This is a genomic window from Qipengyuania sp. Mu-71 (assembly GCF_036867055.1).
Classification (GTDB): Bacteria; Pseudomonadota; Alphaproteobacteria; order Sphingomonadales; family Sphingomonadaceae; genus Qipengyuania; species Qipengyuania profunda.
Genome location: NZ_JBAJHR010000001.1, coordinates 2056899 through 2081745 on the forward strand (window position 1 = coordinate 2056899; position 24847 = coordinate 2081745).

Below are 24847 nucleotides of genomic sequence, written 5' to 3' on the forward strand. Positions count from 1 at the left end.
TAATGCGGTGCCCGCAAAAGGACAAGGTCGCCCGGCTCGAAGTGGCTGGCCAAGCGGGAAGCGAAACGGCATAGGCCGCGCCATGCACGACATCGCTTACATCCGCAGCAATCCGAAGGAATTCGACGCCGCCCTCGCCCGCCGCGGGGCCGAACCGGTGGCCGACCGCATCATCGCGCTCGACGCGCAGAAGCGCGAGGCGACGACCAGGGTCCAGCAGGCGCAGAGCCGCCGCAACGAGGCCTCGAAAGCAATCGGCCAGGCGATGGGCCAGGGCGATAAGGACAAGGCCGAAGCGCTCAAGGCCGAAGTCGCCGAGATCAAGGCCTCGATGCCCGAATGGGAAGAAGCCGAACGCGCTGCGGCGGCAGAGCTCGACCATCTGCTGGCCACCTTGCCCAACCTCCCCGCGGCCGATGTGCCCGACGGCGTGGACGAAAGCGACAATGTCGAAATGGCGCAATGGGGCGAGAAGCGCAGTTTCGATTTCGAACCCCGCGAACACGCCGATATCGGCCCCGCGCTGGGAATGGACTTCGAAACCGGCACCAAGCTGTCGGGCGCGCGCTTCACTTTCCTGCGCGGCGACATCGCGCGGCTGCATCGCGCGCTGGCGCAGTTCATGCTCGACAAGCAGACCCGCGAGAACGGCTATACCGAATGCAACCCGCCGGTGCTGGTGGGCGATGACGCGATGTACGGCACCGACAAGCTGCCCAAGTTCGCCGAGGATAGTTTCCAGACCGAACTAGCATTCGACGAAAAGCGGACAAAAGCTCAGTATCTAGAACAGTTTAAAGCATCGCCAGGAGTGCATGATGCCGAGAATCTGGCTGACGTCGCGGTCCAATTCCGCAAGCTTGATCGACAACAGTACAACTCAGACCGACGCTGGCTCGTCCCGACCTCCGAAGTCCCGCTGACCTATTCGGTCGCAGGCGATATCCTTTCCGACCTCGCGCAGCCGATCCGGCTGACCGCGCACACGCTGTGCTTTCGTTCCGAAGCCGGTTCGGCAGGCCGCGACACGCGCGGCTTTATTCGCCAGCACCAGTTCGAGAAGGTCGAGATGGTCAGCATCTGCCGTCCCGAGGACAGCGAGGCGGAGCACGAACGCATGACCAGATGCGCGGAAAGCATCCTCGAAGCGCTCGAGCTGCCCTATCGCCGCATGCTGCTGTGTACGGGCGACATGGGCTTCGGCGCGCACAAGACCTACGACCTCGAAGTCTGGCTGCCCGGGCAAGGCGCCTATCGCGAGATTTCCTCCTGCTCGAACACGGGCGATTTCCAGGCGCGCCGGATGAATGCGCGCTATCGCCCCGAAGGCGAGAAGAAGACCGCTTTCGTCTATACGCTCAACGGTTCGGGCCTCGCGGTGGGCCGGACGCTGGTGGCGGTGATGGAAAACTACCAGCAGGCCGACGGCAGCGTCGCCGTACCCGAAGCGCTGGCCGCCTATATGGGCGGTGTCACCAAACTGGAGCCTGCAGCCTGATGCGTATCCTTCTGACCAATGACGACGGCATCCACGCCCCGGGTCTCGCGGTGCTCGAGAAAATCGCGCGGCAGTTCTCCGACGACATCTGGATCTGCGCTCCCGACGAGGAGCAGTCGGGCATGGGCCATGCGCTTACCCTCACCCGGCCCGTGCGCCTGCGCAAGCATGGCGAACGCCGCTTCTCGGTGACCGGCACGCCCACCGACGCAGTAACCATGGGCCTGCGCAAGGTGATCGAGGCGCAGCCCGACGTAATCCTTTCAGGCGTCAACCGCGGCGCGAACCTCGCCGACGACATCACCTATTCGGGCACGGTCTCGGCGGCGATCGAAGGCGCGCTGGCGGGCGTGCGTTCGATTGCGATGAGCCAGGTCTATACCAAGGAGACCCGCAACAGCGATTCCGCCTTCGCCGCTGCGACCGAATGGGGCGCGCGGGTGCTCGGCCCGCTGCTCGACACGCCGCTGCCCAAGCGCACGCTGGTCAATGTGAACTTCCCCCCGATCGCGCCCGACGCGGTGAAGGGCGTTCGCGCGGTGCGGCAGGGCTTTCACGATTATTCGCGCGGCACGGTCGTCGAAGGCCGCGACCCGCGCGGCTTCCAGTATTACTGGTTCGGGCTCGAGGCGATCGAACACACGCTCGACCACGGCACCGATCTCGAAGCGATCGACGAGGGCTATATCTCGGTCACCCCGCTCCAGCTCGACCTGACGCACCATTCGTCGCTCGGCGCGCTGGCGGCACGCTACGAGGGTTGAGCGGACGCTATGCTATTGACCCTGCGGTCTTCCGCGCGCACCTAGGCGGCGCATGAGCAGCGAGAAAAAGGTCGACCGGATCGCCGCAAGCACGCGGGTGCGGACCTATCGAGGGCCCAGTTTCCAGCCCCTGCGCCGTGCGGTGAAATTGCCCGTCTGGGGCGATCTGGGCATCCGGCTTGGCGCGGCGCTGTTCCTGATTTTCGTCGTGGTGCTGGTCCATTGGTGGGACCGCGAGGGACTGGTCGACAATCTCGACGGCGAGGTCAGCTTCCTCGACGTCGTCTATTTCACCATGATCTCGATCACCACCACCGGATTCGGCGACATCGCACCGATTTCGGACCGTGCCAGGCTGGTCGAGGCAGTCATCGTTACCCCGATCCGCTTTGCGGTGTTCTTCATCTTCGTGGGCACCGCCTACAATTTCCTTATCAAGCGCAGCTGGGAGAAATGGCGCATGGCCCGCATCCAGGAACAGCTCTCGAACCATATCGTGGTGCTCGGCTACGGCATCTCCGGCTCCGAGGCGGTCGGTGAACTGATCGAACGCGGCACCGATCCCAGCTGCATCGTGGTCATCGACCCGAGCGAGGATCGGCTGCATGAGGCCGAAGCGCTCGGCTGCAATGTGATGGCGGCCGACGCCACGCGCGACCAGACGTTGAAGGCAGTGCGCATCGCCGAAGCGCAGAACGTGCTGGTTTCGGCCGGGCGCGACGACACGACCATCCTGATCACGCTGACCGTGCGCGCGTTGGCGCCGCACGTACCGATCAGCGCAGTGGTTCGCGCCGACGATAACGAATCGCTCGCGCGGCAGGCGGGCGCGAACAATGTCATCAACCCGGTTCGCTTCACCGGCCTGCTGCTGGCCGGCAGCGCCAAGGGCGAACATATTGCCGACTACCTTGCCGATCTCGCGAGCGTTTCAGGCCGGGTCCAGCTGGTCGAACGCGAAGTCACCGAAGAGGAATGCGGCAAGACCATCGGCGAGCTGACTACCGGCGGGCGCGGGCTGCGCGTCTATCGCAACGGCCAGGCGCTCGGCTTCTGGGAAGAAGAATGCCAGAGCCTGCTCGCGGGCGATATCGTGGTGGAAATCATCCCGACCCCCAATGGCGAAACCCGCGGCGACGGGCACGACCGCGACGATCTGGATAATAGCTAAGCGCTAGCGGAAGAGCAGGAAGACCCCGCCCATCGCCGCCATCCCGACGATGAAATGACCCGCATCGATCAGGAAATGCGCGAAAGTCTTGCGCAGGTAGAGATAATTGATCCCGATCGCGGGCACCATAATCGTGGCGCCGAAGCCGACCGCCATCATCATCACCGCCCGATCGCTTGCGCCGCTGCGCGCGATCCCGTGCCACAGCGTCAGCGAAATCACGAGTTCGGCCAGAAACGTCAGCCCGAAAATCAGCGCCATATTGCCGCTCTGGATTTTCTCGTCGCTCATTCCCGCAGCCTTCTGCCAGGCCTTCGAAAACAGCACGCCATACCAGATCGCGCCCACCAGAAAGAACGCCAGCGCGCCCAGCAACACCGCCAACCAGTTGATTTCGGCCATATCCCATCCTCCCCATGTCTCTCGATGCGCAGGAAGCTAGCCTAATTGGGCGCACGGGTGTAGGGGCGCGCGCAATCATGAGCACGACCACCACCGCAATCCCCGACCAGAAGAAGGTCGGCATGGTATCCCTCGGCTGTCCCAAGGCACTTGTCGACAGCGAGCGCATCCTCACGCGGCTGCGCGCCGATGGCTATGCGATGAGCCCCGATTACGCCGGGGCAGATGTGGTGCTGGTCAACACCTGCGGCTTCCTCGATTCCGCCAAGGAAGAGAGCCTGCAGGCGATCGGCGAGGCGATCGCGGAGAACGGGCGCGTCATCGTGACCGGCTGCATGGGCGAAGAAGCCGACGCCATCCGCGCCGCGCATCCGCAGGTGCTGGCGGTGACCGGCGCGCATCAGTACGAACAGGTCGTCGATGCAGTGCATACGCACGCCCCGCCCAGCCAGGGGCCCTATGTCGACCTGATCCCGCAGCCCGACATCAAGCTGACCCCGCGCCACTACAGCTATCTGAAGATATCGGAGGGCTGCAACCATTCCTGTGCCTTCTGCATCATTCCCGACCTGCGCGGGAAGCTAGCCAGCCGCCGGATCGACGCAGTGCTGCGCGAGGCGGAAAAGCTGGTTGCGGCGGGCACGAAGGAACTGCTGGTCATCAGCCAGGATACCAGCGCCTACGGTGTCGATACGCGGCACGAGGAACGGCTGTGGAAGGGCCATCCCGTCCGCGCGCATATGACCGACCTTGCGCGCGAACTGGGCCAGCTCGACATCGGCGGGGGTACACCGCCCTGGGTGCGGCTGCACTATGTCTATCCCTATCCGCATGTCGACGCGGTCATCCCGTTGATGGCCGAGGGTCTGCTGACGCCCTATCTCGACATTCCCTTCCAGCATGCGAGCCCCAAGGTGCTGCGCGCGATGCGGCGCCCCGCAAACGAAGCCAAGGTGCTCGAACGGCTCAAGGGCTGGCGCGAAATCTGCCCCGACATCGCGATCCGCTCCAGCTTCGTGGTCGGCTTCCCCGGCGAGACCGAGGACGATTTCAAATATCTGCTCGACTGGCTCGAAGAAGCCCAGCTCGATCGCGTGGGCGCGTTCCGCTTCGAACCGGTCGAAGGCGCGCGGGCCAACACCCTGCCCGATCCGGTACCCGAAGAGATCAAGGAAGAACGCTACGCCCGCGTGATGGAAGTCACCGAGCGGATCAGCGCCGCCAAGCTGGCGGCCAAGGTCGGCAGGAACATCCCGGTCATCATCGACGAAGTGGGCGAACCCGACGAGGATGGGGATGTCGGCGCGACCGGTCGCAGCGAGGCCGATGCCCCCGAAATCGACGGCGCGGTGTACCTGCGGAACGTGCCGCAAGGCCTAGCCCAGGGCGATATCGTAACTGTCTCAATTGAGGACAGTGATGCCCACGATCTGTTCGGGGTGGTAACCGAGTAAGCCCTCAATGGGCCGTTAACCTAGTGAAGTCACGCAGTAGGTATGGGCATAACACATTGTTATCCAACATTTAATCCGATGTGCGCGACAACGAGATCCGCGGCAAGCGTGAATTCTCTTCACCCCAGTTCCTAAACCGGAATTTACCTTCGCAACCCGCGGCCCGGTTGGGTTACGAGGGATTCGCGCCCGCACCATCAAAACTTTCTTAAACTTAAGAGCGCCATAAGGGCGTTCGATGGGTGACCAACGCATCTCGAACCTTGCCGGGCCAATTGTGACCCATGGCCGTCTGCTGTTCCGCGGAGGGCTGATCGAGCGCTTGCGCCACGTATTGTGGGCAGGGCTGATCAGTCTGGCGATGTATGCGGTTTTCCTGTTCCAACCGATCGATCAGTTCCTCTGGCTGGTACAATCGCGCGCCGCTGATCGCAGCCCGACGGGCGATGTGGTCTTCGTCGCCTCCGACGAGGCGCTGAACGATCCCGAGGCTCCCGAGAAGCGCTATGAAGTTGCCGCCGCATTGGACGAGCTCGACCGCCGGGGCGTGGGGAAAGTCTTCCTCGACGTTTCATTCGCGGAATCTGGGGATTCGGATGCCGATAAACGCCTCGCGCGCGCCATCGCCGACCTCGGGCCGCGTATCACACTGGTCAACCGGATCGTCGAAGGAACCGGCGTAGACGAGTTTCTCCGCACGACCTCACCGGCTATTGGTGGTACCGCACCCCATGTCGTGTCCGACCAGACCGACCGCAACTGGCTGGGTTTTGCGTGGGAGCTTCACTACGCCTACGAGGTCAATGGCAAACAGGTCCGGTCCTTCGGTGCAGCGATTGCCGGTGTAGAAGCCAAACCCAAAGCCACTTTCTCGGTCGATTATGGCTTCGCTCTCGATCGCATTCCCGTCTTGCCCCTCGCCACTTTGTCGAAGAGCAGCTCCGAAGGTGCCACCATTCCGGTCGAAATTACCGGGAAGACCATCGTGGTCGGCCACACCGGCCGGGTGCCCGGAAGCCAACAAGCCATGCCGCGCAAGATCGACGCAGCGGCGAGCTATGTCGATATCTATGCCGGGGAGTCGCTGAAAGCGGGCTACACCGGCAATCTTCGCGGACCTATGGTTCTATCGCTGTTCGCATCCTTGTTACTGATCGCCTTGTTGGTATGTCGCCCGAGGAAGCATCGCTGGATTGCGTATTCGGGGATTGCCCTCCTCGCGCCCGTCCTCCTGTTTGCCTCTGCAAAGATCGGCGTCCGGGTCGAGCTCTCCTATGCACTCGGGTTTCTGGTGGTTTATGCAGCCTTCCGCTCGCGCATGCGCTGGAAGCGTCGCGTCGAAATGGTCAATCCGGACACCGGACTGCCGAAATTGCGCGCGCTCGAGGCGCGGCTGGTGCGCGATTCGATTGGCAATGGTCACATTGTCATCGCCAAGATCCAGAATTACGAACGCGTTTTGAAAACGCTACGGGCGGACGACAAGGGCAGCTATGTTCTCAAGCTCGTCGACCGGCTGCGCGCCGCCGATCCAAACCTCGCGGTTTACAGCGAAGGCCATAGCCTCGGCTGGCATGTGGCGAGCGACGAAACCGATGCAGTCGTAGAGCATCTTGAAGGACTGCGCGCGATCTTTGCCGCCCCGGTCCAGGTCGGCGGATTCTCGGTCGATGTAGGCATTACCTTCGGGGTCGCATCGATCGAGGGCGATCCGCCCGCGCGCCTGGCTGCTGCCGTCGCGGCGGCAGAGGAAACGTCCGAAGCCCATAATCCGATCGCAATTGCCGAAACGGGGTCCGAGACCGACCTTCTGTGGGACATATCGCTCCGCGCGCGGATCGACGAGGCGATGGAAGCCGGTGAGATTTACTGCGTCTACCAGCCCAAGATCGACCTCGAGTCGAAATCCATGGTCGGGGTCGAAGCGTTGGTGCGCTGGCATGATCCGGCCCGCGGCTTCATTTCGCCGCTGCACTTTATCCAGCAGTGCGAAAAGGCCGGACGGATGGAGCACCTGACCCGCTACGTCCTGCAAAGCGCCTGCTCAGCTGGCCAGCTCCTGCATTTCCGCGGCCGGACCATCTCCATGTCGGTCAACATCTCGGCCACCCTACTGGGCGACATGCGCGTGGTTGGACTGGTGCGCAACGTGTTGCAGGCGACGCGGTTCGATCCCCAGTATCTGACGCTCGAGATCACCGAGACGGCGCGCATCTCCGATCACAACGTGGCTTCGAGCATCCTTCAGGAGCTGCGTTCGATCGGCGTGCGCATTGCCATGGACGATTTCGGCGTCGGTGCGGCCAGCTACGAAGCGTTCTACGAATTGCCGTTCGACGAGATCAAGATCGACCGGCTTTTCATTACCAATATCGCCAAGGATCCGAAGGCCCGAGCCATCGTGTCGAGCATCGCGGCAATGGGCCGCGAAGCGCGAATCACCGTGGTCGCAGAGGGCCTCGAGAACCCGCAGGACATCGCCTTGCTTGAGCATGTCGGGTGCCAGCAGGTGCAGGGTTTTGCGTTTTCTCGCCCTCTCTCATTATCCAATCTCTTGGAATATCAGGACTTTACGTCAGACAGGGCCATCGCAAACATGGTTTAGACTTTACAAACAGACATGGTTAATGAAATATAACTCTTGAGCAATCAGGAGGTACGACCATGTGGAATATTTGGGAATGGCTGTTCGACGGCTGAATTTCATAACTTAAGTGATTCAAAGGGCCCCGTTTACGGGGCCCTTTTTCGTTTCGCAGGTGCGAAACGAACCTGCGGCTGCGGCGTTGACCCCTTATATGCCGATCTCCATCGAAACCCGCTTCGCCTTCCACCTGCCCGCACCCACCGATGTGCTGCTGCAGTTCGAGGTGGCTGCCATCCCCGAACAGACGATCCTGTCGAGCGAGACACGGCTGGGGGACAGCGAACATTGTGCCCGCGTCCCCGCGCGCGACCATATAGGCGAACGGATCTGGATCCGTGCCGAGGGCGATTTCGAAGTCGACTATCGCGCACGCGTCGAACTCAACCGGCAACTCGATACGCTGGAGGATATGGCCGCCCTCGCCCCGCACGAGCTGCCCGGCGAAGCGGTCGAATACCTCTTCGACAGCCGCTATTGCCCGGCCGACGATTTCCAGTCCTTTGTCGAAGCGCAGTTTGCCGGCACCACCGGCGGTGCGCGGGTGGCCGCGATCCGCGACTGGATCGCCGAACATTTCACTTACACGCCCGGCAGTTCGACCACCGAAACCGGGGCCGCGGAAACCTTCATCTCGCGCAAGGGCATCTGCCGCGACTATGCGCATGTTCTGGTGACGCTCGCGCGCGCCAGCACGATCCCTGCGCGCTATGTCGCCTGCTATGCCCCCGGCGTGCAGCCCCCCGATTTCCATGCGATAGCAGAGGTCTTCCTGGCCGATCCGAACCGTGCCGACGGGGGGACCTGGCAGCTGGTCGATGCGACCGACATGGCCGACCCGGCCGAAACCGTGAAAATCGGCGTCGGCCGCGACGCCGCCGATGTCAGCTTTCTCACCAGTTTCGGCCCCAACGACTTCCGCTCCAGCTCGGTCAGCGTGAAGAAAGAATAGGAATGCAGGCGGCTGGTGTGCATGAGTTGGCGCTGGTAACCGCATCGACCAGGAGTGACCGACCGATGATTGCCTTCCCCCGCGCATGAGTGTGAACGCCGACCGCCTGCTGCTCTTCGGCGCGACCGGAGACCTGGCGCAGCGCATGCTGCTGCCCTCGCTCTGCGCGCTGGATGCCGACGGCCTGCTCGAGCCGGACCTCAAAATCGTCGGCACCGCCCGCTCGGAAATGACCACGCGCGAATATCGCGACTGGGCGCGCGCCGCGCTGGAGAAAAATCTCCCCGACCACCGCCGCAGCGGTGTCGCCACCTTCCTCAACCGCCTCAGCTACGTACCCGTCGATGCCACGACGCTCGACGGCTATGACGAGCTCGCCAAGGAAGTCGGCACCTATGACAAAGGTCTGGCGATCTTTCTGTCGACCGCGCCCAGCCTGTTCGAACCGACCATCGACGGGCTCGTCCATGCCGGGCTGACCGAAGGCAATGTCCGTATCGGGCTGGAAAAACCGCTCGGCACCGATCTCGCGAGCAGCGAAGAAATCAACAATGCGGTCGCCAAGGCGTTCACTGAGGACCGCATTTTCCGCATCGACCACTACCTCGGCAAGGAGACGGTGCAGAACCTGCTCGCGCTGCGCTTTGCCAATCTGCTGTTCGAGCCGGTGTGGAACGCGACCTATATCGACCACGTCCAGATCACCGTCGCCGAAACGATCGGGCTGGAATCGCGGGTCGCCTATTATGACGACAGCGGCGCCTTGCGCGACATGGTGCAGAACCACATGCTGCAATTGCTCGCGCTGGTAGCGATGGAGCCGCCGACGAGCTTCGATTCCACCGCCGTGCGCGACGAGAAGGTCAAGGTTCTGCGCGCTCTGCGACCGATCGCGAAGGGCGAAACCGTGACCGGCCAGTACCGCGCGGGCGCGGTCGATGGGGCCGCCGTCCCCGGCTATGACGAGGAACTGGGTAAGCCCAGCGACACCGAGACTTTCGTCGCATTGAAGGCGCATGTCGACAATTGGCGCTGGAAGGGCGTACCCTTCTACCTGCGCACCGGCAAACGCCTGCCCGAACGCGTGACCGAAATCGTGATCCAGTTCCGCTGCATCCCGCATTCGATCTTCGAAGGCCGCGGTGCGAGTACCAAGCCCAACCGCTTGGTCATTGGCATCCAGCCCGAGGAAAACGTCCAGCTGTCGATGATGGCCAAGGTGCCGGGGCTCGACCGCGAGGGCATCCGCCTGCGGCAGGTCCCGCTCGATATCGCCATGCCCGATGCCTTTTCCGGCACGGTCCGCCGGATCGCCTACGAGCGTCTGTTGCTCGACCTGATCGAAGGGGACCAGACGCTGTTCGTCCGCCGTGACGAGGTCGAGGCGCAATGGGAGTGGATCGATGCGATCCGCGCATTGTGGGAGCATGAGGAAATCACGCCCAAGCCCTATGGCGCGGGCAGCTGGGGGCCCAGCGCGGCCATCGCGCTGGCCGAACGCGACGGAGTGACCTGGCATGACGAATAAACCGCTCAACGACACGATCCACCGCGTCACCCAGCGGGTGATCGACAATTCGCGCGAGAGCCGTAGCGACTATCTCGACCTGATGGACCGCGAAGGCGACCGGCAGGTCAACCGCGGTTCGTTGTCCTGCTCGAACCTGGCGCACGCCTTTGCCGGGGCGGAGGAAGACCAGGCCGCGATCATGGCTGCGCGGGGGCCGAACCTCGGCATCGTCACCGCCTATAACGACATGCTTTCCGCGCATCAGCCTTACCACCGCTACCCCGAGCGGATGAAGATCTGGGCGCGCGAGGTGGGCGCTACCGTTCAGGTCGCGGGCGGCACCCCCGCCATGTGCGACGGGGTGACGCAGGGCGAAGCGGGAATGGAACTGTCGCTGTTCAGCCGCGACACGATCGCGCTGTCGACCGTCGTCGCGCTGAGCCATGCGATGTACGATGGCGTCGCCCTGCTGGGCATTTGCGACAAGATCGTGCCGGGCCTGCTGATGGGAGCGCTGCGCTTTGGCCATCTCCCCGCGATCTTCGTGCCCTCCGGCCCGATGGGGACCGGCATTTCCAACAAGGAAAAGCAGCGCGTCCGCCAGCTCTATGCCGAGGGCAAGGCGACCCGCGAGGAATTGCTGGCGAGCGAGATGGGCAGCTACCATTCCGCGGGCACCTGCACCTTTTACGGCACTGCCAATTCCAACCAGATGATGATGGAGATGATGGGCCTGCACGTGCCCGGTGCGGCCTTCGTTCAGCCGGGCGCCAAGCTGCGGCAGGAACTGAGCCGCGCGGCCACGCATCGGCTCGCGGCGATCGGCAAGTCGGGCGACGATTACCGCCCCCTCGCCCGCGTGGTCGACGAAAAGTCGATAGTCAATGCGGCGATCGGCCTGCTGGCCACGGGCGGATCGACCAACCACGCAATCCATATCCCCGCGATGGCGCGCTCGGCGGGCATCCGCTTCGACTGGGCCGATCTGGCGGAATTGTCCTCTGTCGTTCCGCTCGTCGCACGCGTCTATCCCAATGGCTCGGGCGATGTGAACCATTTCCACGAGGCGGGCGGGATCGGCTATGTGATCGGCACGCTGCTGGATGAGGGCCTCGCCCATTCCGATATCATGACCATCTGGGATGGCGGGTTCGAAAGCTATTCGCGCGAACCCGGCATGGACGGCGATGCGCTGACCTGGCGCGACCCGGGCCCCTCGGGCGACAGCGAGATGCTGCGCCCGGCCTCCGCGCCGTTCGAACCCGACGGCGGCATGCGTCTGGTCGAGGGCAATCTTGGCCGGGCCTGTTTCAAATCCTCCGCCGTCGAACGCGAGCGCTGGACCGTCGAGGCACCATGCCGCGTGTTCGAGACCCAGCATGAGGTGAACGAGGCGTTCAAGCTGGGCGAGCTCGACCGCGACGTTGTCGTCGTGGTCCGTTTCCAGGGGCCGCGGGCCAATGGCATGCCCGAACTGCACAAGCTCACTCCCGCGCTCGGTGTGCTGCAGGATCGCGGATACCGCGTCGCGCTGGTCACCGATGGCCGCATGTCGGGCGCATCGGGCAAGGTCCCCGCGGCGATCCACTGCACACCCGAAGCGCGCGGCGGCGGCCCGCTGTCGCGGCTGCGCGATGGCGATATCGTGCGGGTCTGCGCCGCCACGGGGACGCTATCCACCGAGGCCGATCTCGACAATCGCGATCCCGCCACGGCGCCCCCGCCCGAGACCGGCATGGGCCGCGAGTTTTTCGCGATGTTCCGCGCAAATGCCGATGGCGCCGAACAGGGTGCCTCCTCGATGCTGGCGCTGGCCGGGCTGTGAGCGTGGACCTCGTCAGCGTCGATATCGGGGGCACCCATGCGCGGTTCGCACTGGCCACCGTGCATGACGACGGGACGATCGTCCTCGGCGAACCCGAAACGTTGCACACCGACGAATATGCCAGCTTCCAGACTGCATGGGAGGATTTCCGCAAGCGGATGGGCGGCACCCTGCCCCCGCGCGTGGCGATGGCGATCGCGGGGCCGGTGGGCAGCGATGTCATCCGCTTTACCAACAATCCGTGGATCATTCGCCCCGCGCTGATCAAGCAGAAGCTGGGCGTCGAGAACTACTTCCTGGTCAACGACTTCGAGGCGGTTGCACATGCAGTGGCGCGCGCGCCGGAGGAGCAGTTCCTGCACCTTGCCGGGCCCGACGAACCGCTTACTGCCGATGGCACGATCAGCGTGCTTGGTCCTGGCACCGGTCTGGGCGTCGCCCACCTGTGGCGCTCGGGCAGCGATTACCGCGTGCAGGCGACCGAGGGCGGCCATATCGATTTCGCCCCGCTCGACAGTATCGAGGATGCGATCCTTGCCCGGCTGCGCAAGCGCCATACGCGGGTATCGGTTGAGCGGGTCGTCTCCGGACCGGCGATCGTCGACATTTACGAAACGCTGGCCGCAATGGAAAAGCGCAAGACACGCGACGAGGAAGATATCGCGATCTGGACCCGCGCCATGAGCGACGAAGAAAGCCTCGCCGCCGCCGCGCTCGACCGCTTCTGCCTGTCGCTGGGTAGCGTCGCGGGCGATATCGCGCTGGCGCAGGGCGGCTTTGGCGGTGTCGTGATCGCCGGCGGGCTCGGCTATCGCCTGCGCGACCATCTGCCCAAGTCGGGTTTTGCCCAGCGTTTTCGCGCCAAGGGGCGCTTTGCTCAATTGATGGCGACCATTCCGGTCAAGCTCATCACCCATCCCCAACCGGGCCTGTTCGGCGCGGCCGCAGCCTTTGCCAGGAGACACGCTTGACCATTGCCGACATCATGCAGACCGCACCGGTTATTCCGGTGATCGTGATCGATGAGTTGGAGCAAGCCGTACCGCTCGCGCGCGCGCTGGTGGCGGGCGGGCTGCCGGTGCTGGAAGTGACGCTGCGCACGCCTGCCGCGCTCGATGCGATCCGCGCGATGCGCCAGGTCGAAGGCGCCGTGGTCGGCGCGGGGACGGTCACCAACCAATCCGAGCTTGCAGCTGCAGTCGATGCCGGCAGCCAGTTCATCGTTTCGCCCGGGCTGACCGAACCGCTGGGCAAGGCCGCCATCCGCGCCGATATTCCCTTCCTGCCGGGGATCGCCAATGCGGGCGACATCATGCGCGGGCTGGATCTGGGACTCACCCATTTCAAGTTCTTCCCCGCGATGGCCGCCGGCGGCCTGCCCGCGCTCAAGGCCCTGGCTGCGCCCTTCAATCAGTGCCGCTTCTGCCCGACCGGGGGCGTTTCGCTGGCCAATGCGCCCGAATGGCTCGGCTTCGATCCGGTCCTGTGCGTCGGCGGCAGCTGGGTCGCCCCGCGCGGCGCTGTCGACGAGGCGGAAGTCGAGCGTCTGGCCCGCGAAGCCGCCGCGCTGGCTGCTTAGTACCACCGCCAATCCGTCCCTGTGCGGGGCGTTCTTTCCAGCCTAGGTGGAAAATTCACCCATTCGTGCGCATAATGGGTGGATGGACGTGATTCTGAAATGGATCGGCGGGGGAACCGTCGTCGCAGCGCTGGTACTGGCGGGCGTCGCTATGGGCGGCCGCGCAACCGCCGAAGCGGAAACGCCCGAAGTGGTGGCCGCCGCCCCCGAGCCGGATCTGGTGGAACAACCCATCGAAGTCCATGGCGCGCTTGCAGCCAAGGCGGTTGCCGATGCCAAGCGTCTTTACACCGTCCGCAGGATCCTGCCGATCGACGGACCGATCAAATATGGCGAGTGGCATTGGGATGACGAAGGCGTCCCCGATGGCCCGCTGCTGGTGACCGTCGACCTCGAAGCGCGGGTGATCTCGATCTTCCGCAGCGGGTATGAAATTGGCGCCGCGGCGGTCATGCTGGGCACAGACGAGCATCCGACCCCGACCGGTGTCTTCCCGATCCTGTGGAAGCAGCGGCACAATGTGTCCGAGAAATACGGCAATGCGCCGATGCCCTGGAGCATGTTCCTGACCACCGATGGGGTCGCCATCCATGGCGGCAGTACCGTCGAAAACGGCTATTCCAGCCATGGCTGCATCGGCGTGCCCGACGATATCGCCAAACGCCTGTTCGCGATCGCCAAGAAGGGCGACAAGATCGTGATTACCAGGGGCGAGCAGATGACCGTCGGCGACAGCATCATCTGATGTGAATCAGCCGCTGCGACGCGGCGGTTCGGGCGTGCAGATAAACCTATCGCCGTGCCGTTCGACCAGCACACCCGCGATATTGCCGCGCCGATCCGCCGCTTTCAGGAATGCGGCGACCTCACCATGCGAAATCTCGCCGCCAAGAATGGCAATGGCACGTGCGACCAGCCGCGCGGACGTATCGCGCGTGGGGCCGACCGGCACTCCAACGCGTGCGTCGCCGATCACAGCCGCATCTTCCCACAATTGGTCCGCGACTAACTGTAGCGCCTGCTCCGCCTCTTCCAGATGCGACGCGGAACGAGCCAGCGCCACGGGGTCGATCCAGTCGGCTGCCTCCAGCGCCCGCCGGATACGCACCCGGTCGTAGCTTTCGTCGCGGTTGCTCGGGTCCTCGGCACATGGAATTCCCAGACGCTCGACGAGATCGCGTAGCTCCTGCTTGCGGAAACCGAGTAGCGGGCGAAGCACGGGTACCGCGCAATCCGCGATCATCGTCGACGAGCGGATGCCTGCCAGCCCCGCCAACCCGCTTCCGCGGTTGAGGCGCATCAGCAGCGTTTCGGCCTGGTCGTCGGCATGGTGCGCCGTGGCGATCGTGGCCAGTTCGCGCGCCTGCGTCCATTTGCCCAATGCCGCATAGCGCGCCGCGCGCGCGCGGTCCTGGCCGTTGCCATCACCCACGCTGACATTGAGCACGCGGCACGGGATGCCCCGGTCCGAGCAGACCCGCGCGACCAGCGCGCATTCCTCGGCTGCCTCGGCGCGCAGGCCATGATCGACTGTCGCGACCTCGATTCGATCGCCCATCAGGTCATGCGCCAATGCCAACAGCGCCATGCTGTCGGGCCCGCCCGATACTGCGAGGCCCAGCTTTCCGTTCAGCTGGAAGCGGTCAAAAGCCGCTTCGAAGCGCGCTAGCAGCGCGGGAGCGATATCCCCGTCAATTGCACGTCACCTTGCCGCGATTGGCCTCGTACTGGCTCTGCAAGCGGCCTGCGGCAAGCGCGGGATAGGTTTCGGAGAATTCGGCCAGCGCGATGCAGGCACGCCGCGTGTCATCGAGCGCGATCATGGTCTCGGCAAGATACAACAGGCTGTCACCCGCGCGCGCGCCGGTCTTGTCTTCCTGGTAGTTCTTGAGGAACCACGGCGCCGCTTCCTTGGCCTTGCCGTCATCGAGATAGGCACGGCCGAGCAGGTTGCGGCCATAGGTCGTGCGCCAGTGATCGGGATTCTGTTCGACGAACAGCGTCAATTGCTGCTGCGCTTCAGGGAAGAAGCCCGCATCCCACAGGCGGAAGCCATAGGAATATTCGTCGTCCGCTGCATCGTCGGTCTGCGGCTTGGCAATCGCCTGCACTGCGGCGACACGTTCCTCGCTCGGCCCCACGGCAGTCGCCGTCGCGGCAACATTGCGCGTTGCGCCCGTACTCGCAGCAGGCGTGGCAGTGGGCGTCGTCGCCGCGACCGAGGTCGATCCCCTGCCACCTTCGAGCGTATCCATCCGTTCGGTCAGCAGGCGGATCGCATTGGCGTTTTCCTCGTTCAGCGCAGTCTGGCGCTGGAGCTGCGCTTCGAGCGCGTCGAGCCGGGTCAAGATGTCGGTCACCGCCGTGGTCGACGTACTCGGCGCGGTCGAGGAAACAGTCGGCTGCGCCGAGATCTGGGGTTCGAAAAAGCGCCCGTCGCCGCCGGGGAAGACCTTGCGCTGCAGCGCCCGCACCTCGGCCTCGAGCCGGCGCATGCGCGCTTCGTCATTGCCGTCCTGCGGCAGCGCCGGCGTGGCAGTCGCCAGCAAGGCAAAACCCGCCCCGAAAAACGACAGGTTGCGGGTAATCGATCCGAAAGTCATCGGGAGGCTCCTGGTGGGATGTCCGTAGGCGGCGGAAATTGCCCTAGCCCCGCGAATCTGTCGAGGCCATGAAACGCGCTTATCCCCCTTTCGGAAGGGGAAAATTAACCGCCGTCGGCGGCAGGAGAGGCGGGGGTTGCCGGTCGTTCGGCGCGCGCCAGCAGCGCTTCGGCGGTGATCGGCGCGTCCTTGATGACCTCGTCCACTTCGGACAGCTTGGGGACCGAACGGCCGCCCACGGTGATCGCCAGCGCATAGGGCCGACCGGTCCAGACCTGCGGCCCTTCGGCATCGGCGGGCACGGTAAAGCTGTCACCCTCTGCCATCTGCGCCTCGTACAGGCGCTCGCCATTGGCATCGTAGAACTTGACCCAGGTGCCATCCATCTCGCTGGTGAAGACCACCGGACCCGTAGCCGCGGTGGCCGCTGCCTGCGCGGGTGCATCGCCATCCGCGGCCTTGTCCGCAACCTCGGCCTTCGGGTCCTGCAGCGGCGCAGGCCCCATGCCGGGGGCAAAATAGCTGCTGTAGAAGGCGTAGATCCCGCCCAGCAGCAGCACGGCTGCGAACAGCGCGAACCACGCCAGTCCGCGCCCCGGAACGCGCGCCGGATCACCGGGCTCGAACTTGGCGGGCGCATCACCGGCATCTTCGCCATCGGCCAGCTCCAGGCGGGCCTGTTCGACGATCTCGCGTTCATCGAGCCCGACCAGCCGGGCATAGGTGCGCGAGAAACCCACCGCATAGGTTCGTGCGGGGAGATCGGCGAGCCGGCCGTTCTCGATTGTCAGCAAATGGCGCTGCGGTATGCGAGTCTCTGCCGCGACCTGCGTCAGCTCCATCCCCGCGTCCTCGCGCGCCTGCTTGAGCCGTGCGCCGACGGTGCCGGCTGGTACAACCGGTTCTTGTTCAAGAATTTCTTCGTCGCTCATGCGATCCCCGATAATGCGATCCCGCGGTTTTCCCGCATGTGGTCTTGACGCAGGAAAAGCGAACCCGCGGTACGCCTGTCAAGCATGCATCATAACACAGTTGGTATCTATGGACGAGAAGAGGCGGTTTCGCGACGAAATCAGTCGAGATCGATATCGCGTTCGCTGGCCCATTTGTGCAACTCGGCGCGCATGTCTTCGGGCGGCGAGGCAAGCAGGCGCTTCATATGCTCGGTCAGCTCGGCCAGATCGACCTTGCGCACCAGTTCCTTGATCGGGCCCACCGCGGCGGGCGTGATCGACAGCCGCCGATAGCCGATCCCGAGCAGCGCCAGCGCTTCGAGCCGCCGCCCGCCCATTTCGCCGCAGATGCCAAGCCGGACATTCTGCCCGACCAGCGTCTGCGAAACGCGTGCAAGGAAGCGCAGGATAGCCGGGCTGAGCCAGTCGTAGCGCTCCGCCAGCTTGGGGTTGGCGCGATCGGCTGCAAACAGGAACTGCGTAAGATCGTTGGTGCCGACCGAGATGAAAGACAGCTTGGGCGCCAATACGTCGAGCATGTCGGCCAAGGCCGGCACTTCGAGCATGCAGCCATATTCGATCGTTTCGGGCACCAGCTTGCGCCGGTCGCGCAGGAAAGCGAGCTGTTCGTCGAACACTTTCTTCCCGGCATCGAACTCCCATGGCTCGCTGACCATCGGGAACATGACCGAAAGGGTGCGGCCCGCCGCGGCTTCGAGCAGCGCCCGCGCCTGGGCCTTGAGCAGCCCTTCGCGTTCGAGCGAGAGCCGCAGCGCGCGCCAGCCCATCGCCGGATTCTCTTCCCGCTCGGCCACGGCGTTGGCGAGATAGGGGACGACCTTGTCGCCGCCGATATCGACCGTGCGGAAGATGACCGGCTTGTCGCCCGCCGCATCGAGCACATCGCGATAGAGCCGCATCTGGCGGTCGCGCTGCGGGAGGGTGGAGGACACCAGGAACTGGAATTCGGTGCGAAACAGCCCGACGCCGTCCGCGCCGCTCATCGCCAGCGCGCTCATGTCGTCGCGCAGGCCCGCATTCATCATCACGGTGATGCGCGTCCCATCGCGGGTAAAGGGCTCGACATCGCGCAGTTCGGCGTAGGCAGCCTGTTTTTCGCGCGTCCTGGCGAAGCGGGTCTCGAATGCCTCGAGCACCTGCTGGTTGGGGCGCAGAGTGACCCGCGCCCTGTCGGCATCGAGGATCACCTCGTCGCCTTCGGCAACCCGCGTCCGGATACCTGTGACGCGGCCCAGTACCGGAACGCCCATGGCGCGGGCCACGATCACGACATGGGCGGTGAGCGAGCCTTCCTCCAGCACCACACCCTTGAGCCGGCGCCGGTCGTATTCGAGCAGTTCGGCCGGACCGAGATTGCGCGCGAACAGGATCGTGTCACGCCGCAGTCCCTGCGTCGCCGCCGTGCCAAGCTGGCCCGAGACGATCCGCAGCAGGCGATTGGAGAGGTCCTCCAGATCGTGCATCCGGTCCTGCAGCAGTGCATCGTCGATCTCGCGCATGCGCATGCGGGTGCGCTGCTGGACGCGTTCGATCGCCGCCTCGGCGGTCAGCCCGCTATCGATCGCCTCGTTGATCCGGCGGCTCCAGCCTTCGTCATAGGCGAACATCTTGTAGGTCTCGAGCACTTCGACATGCTCGCCACCCTTGCCGAATTCCGCTTCCTTGCCGAGCGCGTCGATCTGGTCGCGCATCTTGTCGAAGGCGCGATAGACGCGCTGGCGCTCGGCTTCGATATCCTCGGCCACGACCTGATCGATCTCGATCCGCGGCTGGTGGAAGACCGCGTGGCCTGCCGCAAGGCCTTTCACCAGTGCCAGTCCCTCGAGCACATCGTTCTCGACATGCGTAACCTCGAGGTCGATCGGCCCTTCGCCATCGACCAGTTCCTTGTGCGCGATCAGTTCCGACAGGACCATGGCGGTGGTCTGCAGCGCCTCGATCTCGATTTCCTCGTAGCGGCGCGGATCGACATGCTGGACGCACAATACGCCCACAGCGCGTTCGCGGTAGACAATCGGTACACCGGCGAAGGAATGGAATTTTTCCTCCCCCGTCTCGGGGCGATAGGCGAAATCGGGGTGGGCCTTGGCCTCGGCCAGGTTGAGCGTTTCGATATTGTTGGCGATGGTCCCGGTCAGGCCCTCGCCCACGGCCAGCCGCGTGACGTGGACCGCTTCGGCATTGAGGCCCTGCGTCGCATACAGCTCCAGCGCGCCTTCGCGCAGCAAGTAGATCGAGCAGACCTCGCTCGACAGGCTCTCGGCGATGATCTCGACCACGCGGTCGAGTTTGTGCTGTGCATGGGTACGCCCGGCCATGACCTCGTGCAGGCGCGTAAGTATCTGGCGGGCGGAAGCAACTGCGGACATGCCTCAGCCTATAGCAAATAACTGGTCGGGCGGAAGCGGGGCACGTGGCCCCGCCCCCCGTTTGCCATTGTCAGCAGGAAGCGATCTCTTCCTTGATCCGGAGTTTCTGCTTCTTGATCTGCTGGATCATCGCGATGTCGGGTGCCGGTCGGATCTGTTCCTCGTGCAGGCGGACCTCGAGACCGGCGTGCTTGGCTTTGAGCGCATCGACATGGGATGATTGCATCGGGTTGTCTCCTTGACGGTTGTTTGACCCCAGGAGCGACTCGTACGCTTGCGCGGAACGAGCCGCAGACCAGGTAACAAACCACAGGATTGCCAATTTACAAAGAGCCTTGTTGTGGGCATGCGACAAAGCGGTCGCGAGGGGCGATTGTCCGGAAAGGTCGGCGTGAACGAACAGGAACTGCGCAAGAGGCTCGCGCTGCTCCGCAGCGAGCATCGCGATCTCGATGTCGCGATCGCGGCACTGACTCACGCGGGCGAGCAGCGGGGCTTTACCGACCAGTTGCAGATGGCCCGGCTGAAAAAGCGCAAGCTCGTGCTGAAGGATCGGATCGCCGCGATCGAGGATGTGCTCCTGCCAGATATTATCGCCTGATTCCTGCAGCTTGCGTCGCACCCGCTGTCATGCGAGCGGCGCCGTGGTTAATCCGCTGGAAGGAATGACGCGAAATGCGTAATAAACACGCATGTCGGCCCGCGATATCAACGAAGAGATCATCGAAGATCTCTACAGCGCAGCGCTTATGCTCGCCGATGATGCGCGCGCGGCTTTCGACCTGCGCTGCGAAGACACCAGCGCCGATCCCGACGACCTGACGCGCGTGGCGCTGTCGATCGAGGGACTGCGCGCGACCACCCGGTTGATGCATGTGCTCGCATGGTTGCTCAACCAGCGTGCCTATATGGCAGGCGAGCTGTCCGAGCAGCAGCTTGAGCGGTGCGGCACCCTGCCCGAGGAACGCGAAGCCGACGCGGACAATCTCGCGCGGCTCGAACCGAGCACCCGCGCGCTGATCGAGGACAGCGAGCGGCTGCATGCGCGCGTGGCACGGCTCGATCGCCACCGGCGCTCGCAAGCCGTGGCAGCCACGCCGGTTGCCTCGCTGCAAGGGCGGATCGCGCAGGCCTTTGCCACCGGCTGATCAGGCGGCGGTCAGTGCCCGCGCGTAACGCGCAAGGCGGGCTTCGCGTACATCCCCGGTCATCTGCGGATTGAACGTTTTTCCGCCGCCGCGCATCGCCTGCGCGGCCTTTTCGAGACTATCCTGCATCCCGCATCCCACAGCAGCGAGGATGGCGGCGCCGAGCGCGGTCGTCTCGACGAAATCGGGCCGTTCGACTTCGAGATCGAGAATATCGGCAAGGTCCTGCGCCATCCAGTCGTTGGCGCTCATCCCGCCGTCGATATGCAGGCGGCACCAGGGCGCCCCGTCCGCCGCGAAAGCGCTTGCCAGATCATGCGTCTGGTGCGCCATCGCTTCGAGCGCCGCGCGCGCGATCTGTGCGCGCCCGCTGGCGAAGCTGAGGCCCGAAATGACCCCGCGCGCATCGGGGTTCCAATGCGGCGCACCCAGCCCGGCAAGTGCGGGCACGATCACCACCTCGCCGCTATCCTCGATCGAGCGCGCCAGATCTTCGGTCTCGGCAGCGCTGCCGATCAGGCCAAGCTGGTCGCGCAAATACTGGATAAGGCTGCCCGCGACGAAGCATGAACCCTCGATCGCGTAGGTTCGCACACCGTCCTGTTGATAGAGCACCGTGCCGAGCAACCGATTCTCCGAGCGCGGAATTTCCTGCCCCATATTGGTCAGCACGAAAGCGCCGGTGCCATAGGTCGCCTTGGTTTCGCCGAAACCAAGGCACCCCTGCCCGATCGTCGCCGACTGCTGATCGCCCGCCAGCCCGCAGATCGGGACCGCCGCGCCCAGCCACTGCGCATCGCAGGTCGCCAGCCGCCCATGCGTGTCGACCACTTCGGGCAAGGCGGCGCGCGGCACGCCGAACAGTTCGCACAGATCCTCGTCGAACTGCGCCCCGTCGAGCGGGAGCAGCAGCGTGCGGCTGGCATTGCTTGCATCGCTCAGATGCGCGCCGCCCGACAGCTTGTAGACCAGCCAGCTCTCGACCGTGCCGAGGGCCAAAGTACCGGTCTGCGCGGCCGACCGGACACCCTCGTCGTGATCGAGCATCCAGCGCATTTTCGTGCCCGAGAAATAGGGATCGAGCAGCAGGCCTGTGCGCCGCTGCACTTCCGGTTCATGGCCATATTGCTTCATGCCCGCGCAGAAGCCCGCGGTCCGCCGGTCCTGCCACACGATCGCACGTGCCAGCGGCTCGCCGGTCTCGCGATCCCAGGCAACCACCGTCTCGCGCTGGTTGGTAATGCCGATGGCGGCGATCCGGCCGACATCGTGCCCGGTCACTTCGCGTGCGCAGGCGAGCGTCTTGTCCCAGATCTCGGCGGCATCGTGCTCGACCCAGCCGGGCTTGGGATAATGCTGTGTCAGCGCCTGCTGCGCGACCGCCTCCATCGTGCCGTCGGCGGCGAACATCATGGCCCGTGTCGAGGTGGTCCCGGCGTCGAGGACGAGGATGCAATCGGCCATGCTGTCTCCCATGCAAGCGGCGAGACGTGACATGGCGCAGCATAGTCCCCATATGCAAGAGCATGGCTGGACCTCCCAAACCGTGGCCGACCGGCAAGGCGATGCAACTCGAGCCGCTGGTGCGGCGCGTGCTGGCGCCGAACCCCTCGCCCTATACCTACACCGGGACGCAATCTTACATCGTCGGTATCGGCGATGGCTGCGCGGTGATCGATCCCGGCCCGGACGAGACCGAGCATCTGCTCGCGCTCGACGCGGCGATCGGCGAGGAACACGTCTGCGCGATCATGTGCACGCATACGCACCGCGACCATTCGCCCGCAGCCAAGACGCTGGCCGCGCGCACGGGTGCGCCGATCGTCGGCTGTGCGCCGCTGGTGCTCGACGACAGCGGCCCGCGCGCCGATGCCTCGTTCGACCGCACCTATGAACCCGACAGGGTCATGGAAGATGGCGAACAGATGACCGGCCCCGGCTGGACGCTGACCGCGGTTGCCACGCCCGGACACGTGTCGAACCACCTCTGCTTCGCGCTGGAGGAAAGCGGCGCGCTGTTCACCGGCGACCATATCATGGGCTGGTCGACCAGCGTCGTGATCCCTCCCGATGGCGATATGGGCGACTATATGAAGAGCCTCGAGCGGCTTTATGGGCGCGAGGATCGGGTGTTCTACCCCGCGCATGGCGAAGCGGTCGACAAGCCGCGCCAGCTGGTGCGCGGGATGATCGGCCACCGCCGCCAGCGCGAAAACCAGATCGTTCGCCTGTTGGGTGAAGGCCCGCATGAAGCCCCCGATTTCGTCGGCAAGATGTACAAGGGCCTCGACCCCAAGCTGCACAAGGCCGCCGAAATGTCGGTAACCGCGCATCTGATCGATCTGGAACAGCGCGGCCTCGTCGCCCGTTCGGGCAATACATGGCAGACGATCTGAAACCCGCCGCACAAACCATCGCACCTGAACTGCGCGAGGAGCGCCCGCTGGCGCGCGTCCAGGCGGTGCCGTGGCTGATCGTCATCGTTCTGCTTGCCGCAGTCGCCTGGCTCGGCTGGCGTACCTTCTTCTACCAGGAAGAAGGCGACCCTGTGGGCAGCGCGATGCTGGCGTTCGAGAAGCAGAATTCGCTGACCGTCTTTTCCAGCCGCTTCGAGGTCGTTGCCGAGAGCGTCGATCGGCGCGGCGTGCTCAACATCGACCTACTCGAAAGCCGGCAGGCGGCGATCATTCCCGCCACGGTCGAATACCGCCTCGACCTGTCGACCATGGACCGCGACCGGTTCGCCTGGGACGCGGGAAGCGAAACCCTTTCGGTGGTGCTGCCGGCGCTGCGCATCTCGCGGCCCAATCTCGACGAGGCGGCGCAGAAAACCTTTACCGAAGGCACCTATGTCAGCCGCGATGCGAGCGCCGACCTTGCACGCAACAATTCGCAGCAGGCAGAACGCAAGGCCGCCGCCTTCGCCAAGAACCCCGAAGTCCTCGCGCTGGCACGGCAGGCCGCAAAGGATGCGGTGCGGCAGAATCTCGCCATTCCGTTACAGATTGCCGGCTATGGCGATGTGACGGTCGCAGTGCGGTTCGACGGGGAAGCCACTCCCGGAAATTGACGCTCCGCGAACCGCCGGGTAGCTTCCTCCAAAAATAGCCAGGTCGCGTTTTTGGAGGAGATACGGGATCATGGCGACCATTCATCCGCCGCAGGTTGCAGCGCCGCGCGAACAGACGCGGTTTTTCTTTGTCATGGCTTTGGTCATGGCGCTGGTGATCGTGGGCGGCTTCACCCTCCAGCTGGCGATGGGCCGGTCCAGCTTCGCAGTCCCTGCCGCCTATCACCTGCATGCCGCGGTCTTCATGGGCTGGATCGGGATCTATCTGATGCAGCACGTCACCGCGCTACGCGGGCAATGGGCATGGCATGCCGGTTTCGGCCGGATCGCCTATCTCTGGATCCCGCTGATGCTGGTCTTCGGCAGCGTGCTGATGGTGGTGGTCGCGCGGCGCACCGGCGGGCCGTTCTTTTTCCACGTGAGCGAGTTCCTGTGGAGCAATATGATGCTGCTATGGTGCTTCGGCGGGCTCGCCTTCTGGGCGCTGCGCCGGCGGCGGTACACCGGTTGGCACCGGCGCTTGATGCTGTGCGCCATGGCGATCCTGACCGGACCCGGTCTCGGCCGGATCCTGCCCCTGCCGCTGATGATCCCGCATGCCTGGACGATCACCACGCTGGCTACGATGGTGTTTCCCGTAATCGGCATGATCGCCGACAAGCGCGCGACGGGACGCGTGCATCCCGCCTATCTGTGGGGCCTCGGTATCTACGCCGCCGTGTTCGTCCTGTCGTTGCTGCTGGCCCATTCCGAACCAGGGATGGCGATTACCCGCAGCGTCATCGCGGACACGCCGGGCGAACTGCGTCCGATGGAGGCGTTTCTGCCGCCCGGCTTCACAATGTAGGAACGCCCTCGCCTTCCGGGCCGTTCAGTCTATAAGC

23 protein-coding genes are annotated in these 24847 nt (G+C 64.4%); 16 read left to right on the forward strand and 7 right to left on the reverse strand.

What is annotated here, in order from left to right:
- Window positions 1-82: 82 nt before the first annotated feature.
- The 3 genes from serS to V6B15_RS10185 are packed head-to-tail and all read left to right on the forward strand — an operon-like array spanning window position 83 to window position 3433.
- A complete protein-coding gene (serS, locus tag V6B15_RS10175; protein WP_334201048.1) occupies window positions 83-1498 on the forward strand; it encodes a serine--tRNA ligase in 1416 nt (471 codons plus the stop codon).
- Window positions 1498-2262: a 5'/3'-nucleotidase SurE gene (surE, locus tag V6B15_RS10180; RefSeq protein WP_253518948.1), complete on the forward strand. Its 765-nt coding sequence runs from the start codon at window positions 1498-1500 to the stop codon at window positions 2260-2262. Before serS ends, surE begins: the two co-directional genes overlap by 1 nt.
- 52 nt (window positions 2263-2314) lie before the next feature.
- Entirely contained in the window at window positions 2315-3433 is a 1119-nt protein-coding gene (locus V6B15_RS10185; protein WP_320180818.1) for a potassium channel family protein, read from the forward strand.
- Window positions 3434-3436: 3 nt separating this feature from the next.
- Here the strand turns inward: V6B15_RS10185 and V6B15_RS10190 are convergent, their stop codons facing one another.
- Window positions 3437-3835, reverse strand: a complete 399-nt coding sequence (locus V6B15_RS10190; protein WP_334201049.1) for a DUF1761 domain-containing protein — start codon at window positions 3833-3835, stop codon at window positions 3437-3439.
- Window positions 3836-3912: 77 nt separating this feature from the next.
- Here V6B15_RS10190 and rimO point away from each other — a divergent pair, with 77 nt between their 5' ends.
- The 8 genes from rimO to V6B15_RS10230 all read left to right on the forward strand — a co-directional run bounded on the left by rimO (window position 3913) and on the right by V6B15_RS10230 (window position 14544).
- A complete protein-coding gene (gene rimO, locus V6B15_RS10195) occupies window positions 3913-5289 on the forward strand; it encodes a 30S ribosomal protein S12 methylthiotransferase RimO (protein WP_334201050.1) in 1377 nt (458 codons plus the stop codon).
- 238 nt (window positions 5290-5527) lie between these two features.
- A complete protein-coding gene (locus tag V6B15_RS10200) occupies window positions 5528-7894 on the forward strand; it encodes an EAL domain-containing protein (RefSeq protein WP_334201051.1) in 2367 nt (788 codons plus the stop codon).
- A 193-nt stretch (window positions 7895-8087) separates the two neighbouring features.
- Window positions 8088-8885, forward strand: coding sequence for a transglutaminase-like domain-containing protein (locus tag V6B15_RS10205; RefSeq protein ID WP_334201052.1), 798 nt, complete (start codon window positions 8088-8090; stop codon window positions 8883-8885).
- An 85-nt stretch (window positions 8886-8970) separates the two neighbouring features.
- Entirely contained in the window at window positions 8971-10413 is a 1443-nt protein-coding gene (gene zwf, locus V6B15_RS10210) for a glucose-6-phosphate dehydrogenase (RefSeq protein WP_334201053.1), read from the forward strand.
- On the forward strand, window positions 10403-12220 hold the full coding sequence (gene edd / locus V6B15_RS10215) for a phosphogluconate dehydratase (RefSeq protein ID WP_334201054.1): 1818 nt from the start codon (window positions 10403-10405) through the stop codon (window positions 12218-12220). Before zwf ends, edd begins: the two co-directional genes overlap by 11 nt.
- A gap of 2 nt (window positions 12221-12222) precedes the next feature.
- A complete protein-coding gene (gene glk, locus V6B15_RS10220; RefSeq protein ID WP_420493538.1) occupies window positions 12223-13191 on the forward strand; it encodes a glucokinase in 969 nt (322 codons plus the stop codon).
- A gap of 14 nt (window positions 13192-13205) precedes the next feature.
- Entirely contained in the window at window positions 13206-13799 is a 594-nt protein-coding gene (eda, locus tag V6B15_RS10225) for a bifunctional 4-hydroxy-2-oxoglutarate aldolase/2-dehydro-3-deoxy-phosphogluconate aldolase (RefSeq protein ID WP_334201356.1), read from the forward strand.
- Window positions 13800-13881: 82 nt separating this feature from the next.
- Window positions 13882-14544, forward strand: coding sequence for a L,D-transpeptidase family protein (locus V6B15_RS10230; RefSeq protein WP_334201055.1), 663 nt, complete (start codon window positions 13882-13884; stop codon window positions 14542-14544).
- Between the two features lie 6 nt (window positions 14545-14550).
- On the opposite strand, the gene tilS is transcribed toward V6B15_RS10230, so the two are convergent.
- The 5 genes from tilS to V6B15_RS10255 form a co-directional block, all read right to left on the reverse strand.
- Window positions 14551-15495, reverse strand: coding sequence for a tRNA lysidine(34) synthetase TilS (gene tilS, locus V6B15_RS10235; protein WP_334201357.1), 945 nt, complete (start codon window positions 15493-15495; stop codon window positions 14551-14553).
- The gene (locus V6B15_RS10240) at window positions 15491-16402 is read right to left on the reverse strand and encodes a tetratricopeptide repeat protein (RefSeq protein WP_334201056.1); all 912 of its coding nucleotides are present in this window, start codon (window positions 16400-16402) and stop codon (window positions 15491-15493) included. Before V6B15_RS10240 ends, tilS begins: the two co-directional genes overlap by 5 nt.
- Window positions 16403-16506: 104 nt before the next feature.
- Window positions 16507-17334 (reverse strand): helix-turn-helix domain-containing protein, encoded by an 828-nt coding sequence (locus V6B15_RS10245; RefSeq protein ID WP_334201057.1) that lies wholly within the window; start codon window positions 17332-17334, stop codon window positions 16507-16509.
- 140 nt (window positions 17335-17474) lie between these two features.
- Window positions 17475-19745, reverse strand: a complete 2271-nt coding sequence (gene ptsP, locus V6B15_RS10250; RefSeq protein WP_334201058.1) for a phosphoenolpyruvate--protein phosphotransferase — start codon at window positions 19743-19745, stop codon at window positions 17475-17477.
- 70 nt (window positions 19746-19815) lie between these two features.
- Window positions 19816-19971 carry a YdcH family protein gene (locus V6B15_RS10255; RefSeq protein WP_253519010.1) on the reverse strand — a complete coding sequence of 52 codons (156 nt, stop codon included), beginning with the start codon at window positions 19969-19971 and terminating at the stop codon, window positions 19816-19818.
- A 165-nt stretch (window positions 19972-20136) separates the two neighbouring features.
- On the opposite strand from V6B15_RS10255, the gene V6B15_RS10260 reads away from it, so the two are divergent.
- On the forward strand, window positions 20137-20346 hold the full coding sequence (locus V6B15_RS10260) for a YdcH family protein (protein WP_253523001.1): 210 nt from the start codon (window positions 20137-20139) through the stop codon (window positions 20344-20346).
- Window positions 20347-20437: 91 nt separating this feature from the next.
- Window positions 20438-20893: a DUF1465 family protein gene (locus V6B15_RS10265; RefSeq protein ID WP_334201059.1), complete on the forward strand. Its 456-nt coding sequence runs from the start codon at window positions 20438-20440 to the stop codon at window positions 20891-20893.
- Here the strand turns inward: V6B15_RS10265 and V6B15_RS10270 are convergent, their stop codons facing one another.
- Window positions 20894-22357, reverse strand: coding sequence for a glycerol kinase (locus V6B15_RS10270; protein WP_334201358.1), 1464 nt, complete (start codon window positions 22355-22357; stop codon window positions 20894-20896).
- Between the two features lie 62 nt (window positions 22358-22419).
- On the opposite strand from V6B15_RS10270, the gene V6B15_RS10275 reads away from it, so the two are divergent.
- The 3 genes from V6B15_RS10275 to V6B15_RS10285 all read left to right on the forward strand — a co-directional run bounded on the left by V6B15_RS10275 (window position 22420) and on the right by V6B15_RS10285 (window position 24810).
- Window positions 22420-23289: an MBL fold metallo-hydrolase gene (locus tag V6B15_RS10275; RefSeq protein ID WP_334201060.1), complete on the forward strand. Its 870-nt coding sequence runs from the start codon at window positions 22420-22422 to the stop codon at window positions 23287-23289.
- Window positions 23274-23963 (forward strand): DUF4230 domain-containing protein, encoded by a 690-nt coding sequence (locus tag V6B15_RS10280; RefSeq protein WP_334201061.1) that lies wholly within the window; start codon window positions 23274-23276, stop codon window positions 23961-23963. Before V6B15_RS10275 ends, V6B15_RS10280 begins: the two co-directional genes overlap by 16 nt.
- A gap of 70 nt (window positions 23964-24033) precedes the next feature.
- A complete protein-coding gene (locus tag V6B15_RS10285) occupies window positions 24034-24810 on the forward strand; it encodes a hypothetical protein (RefSeq protein WP_334201062.1) in 777 nt (258 codons plus the stop codon).
- Window positions 24811-24847: the final 37 nt, after the last annotated feature.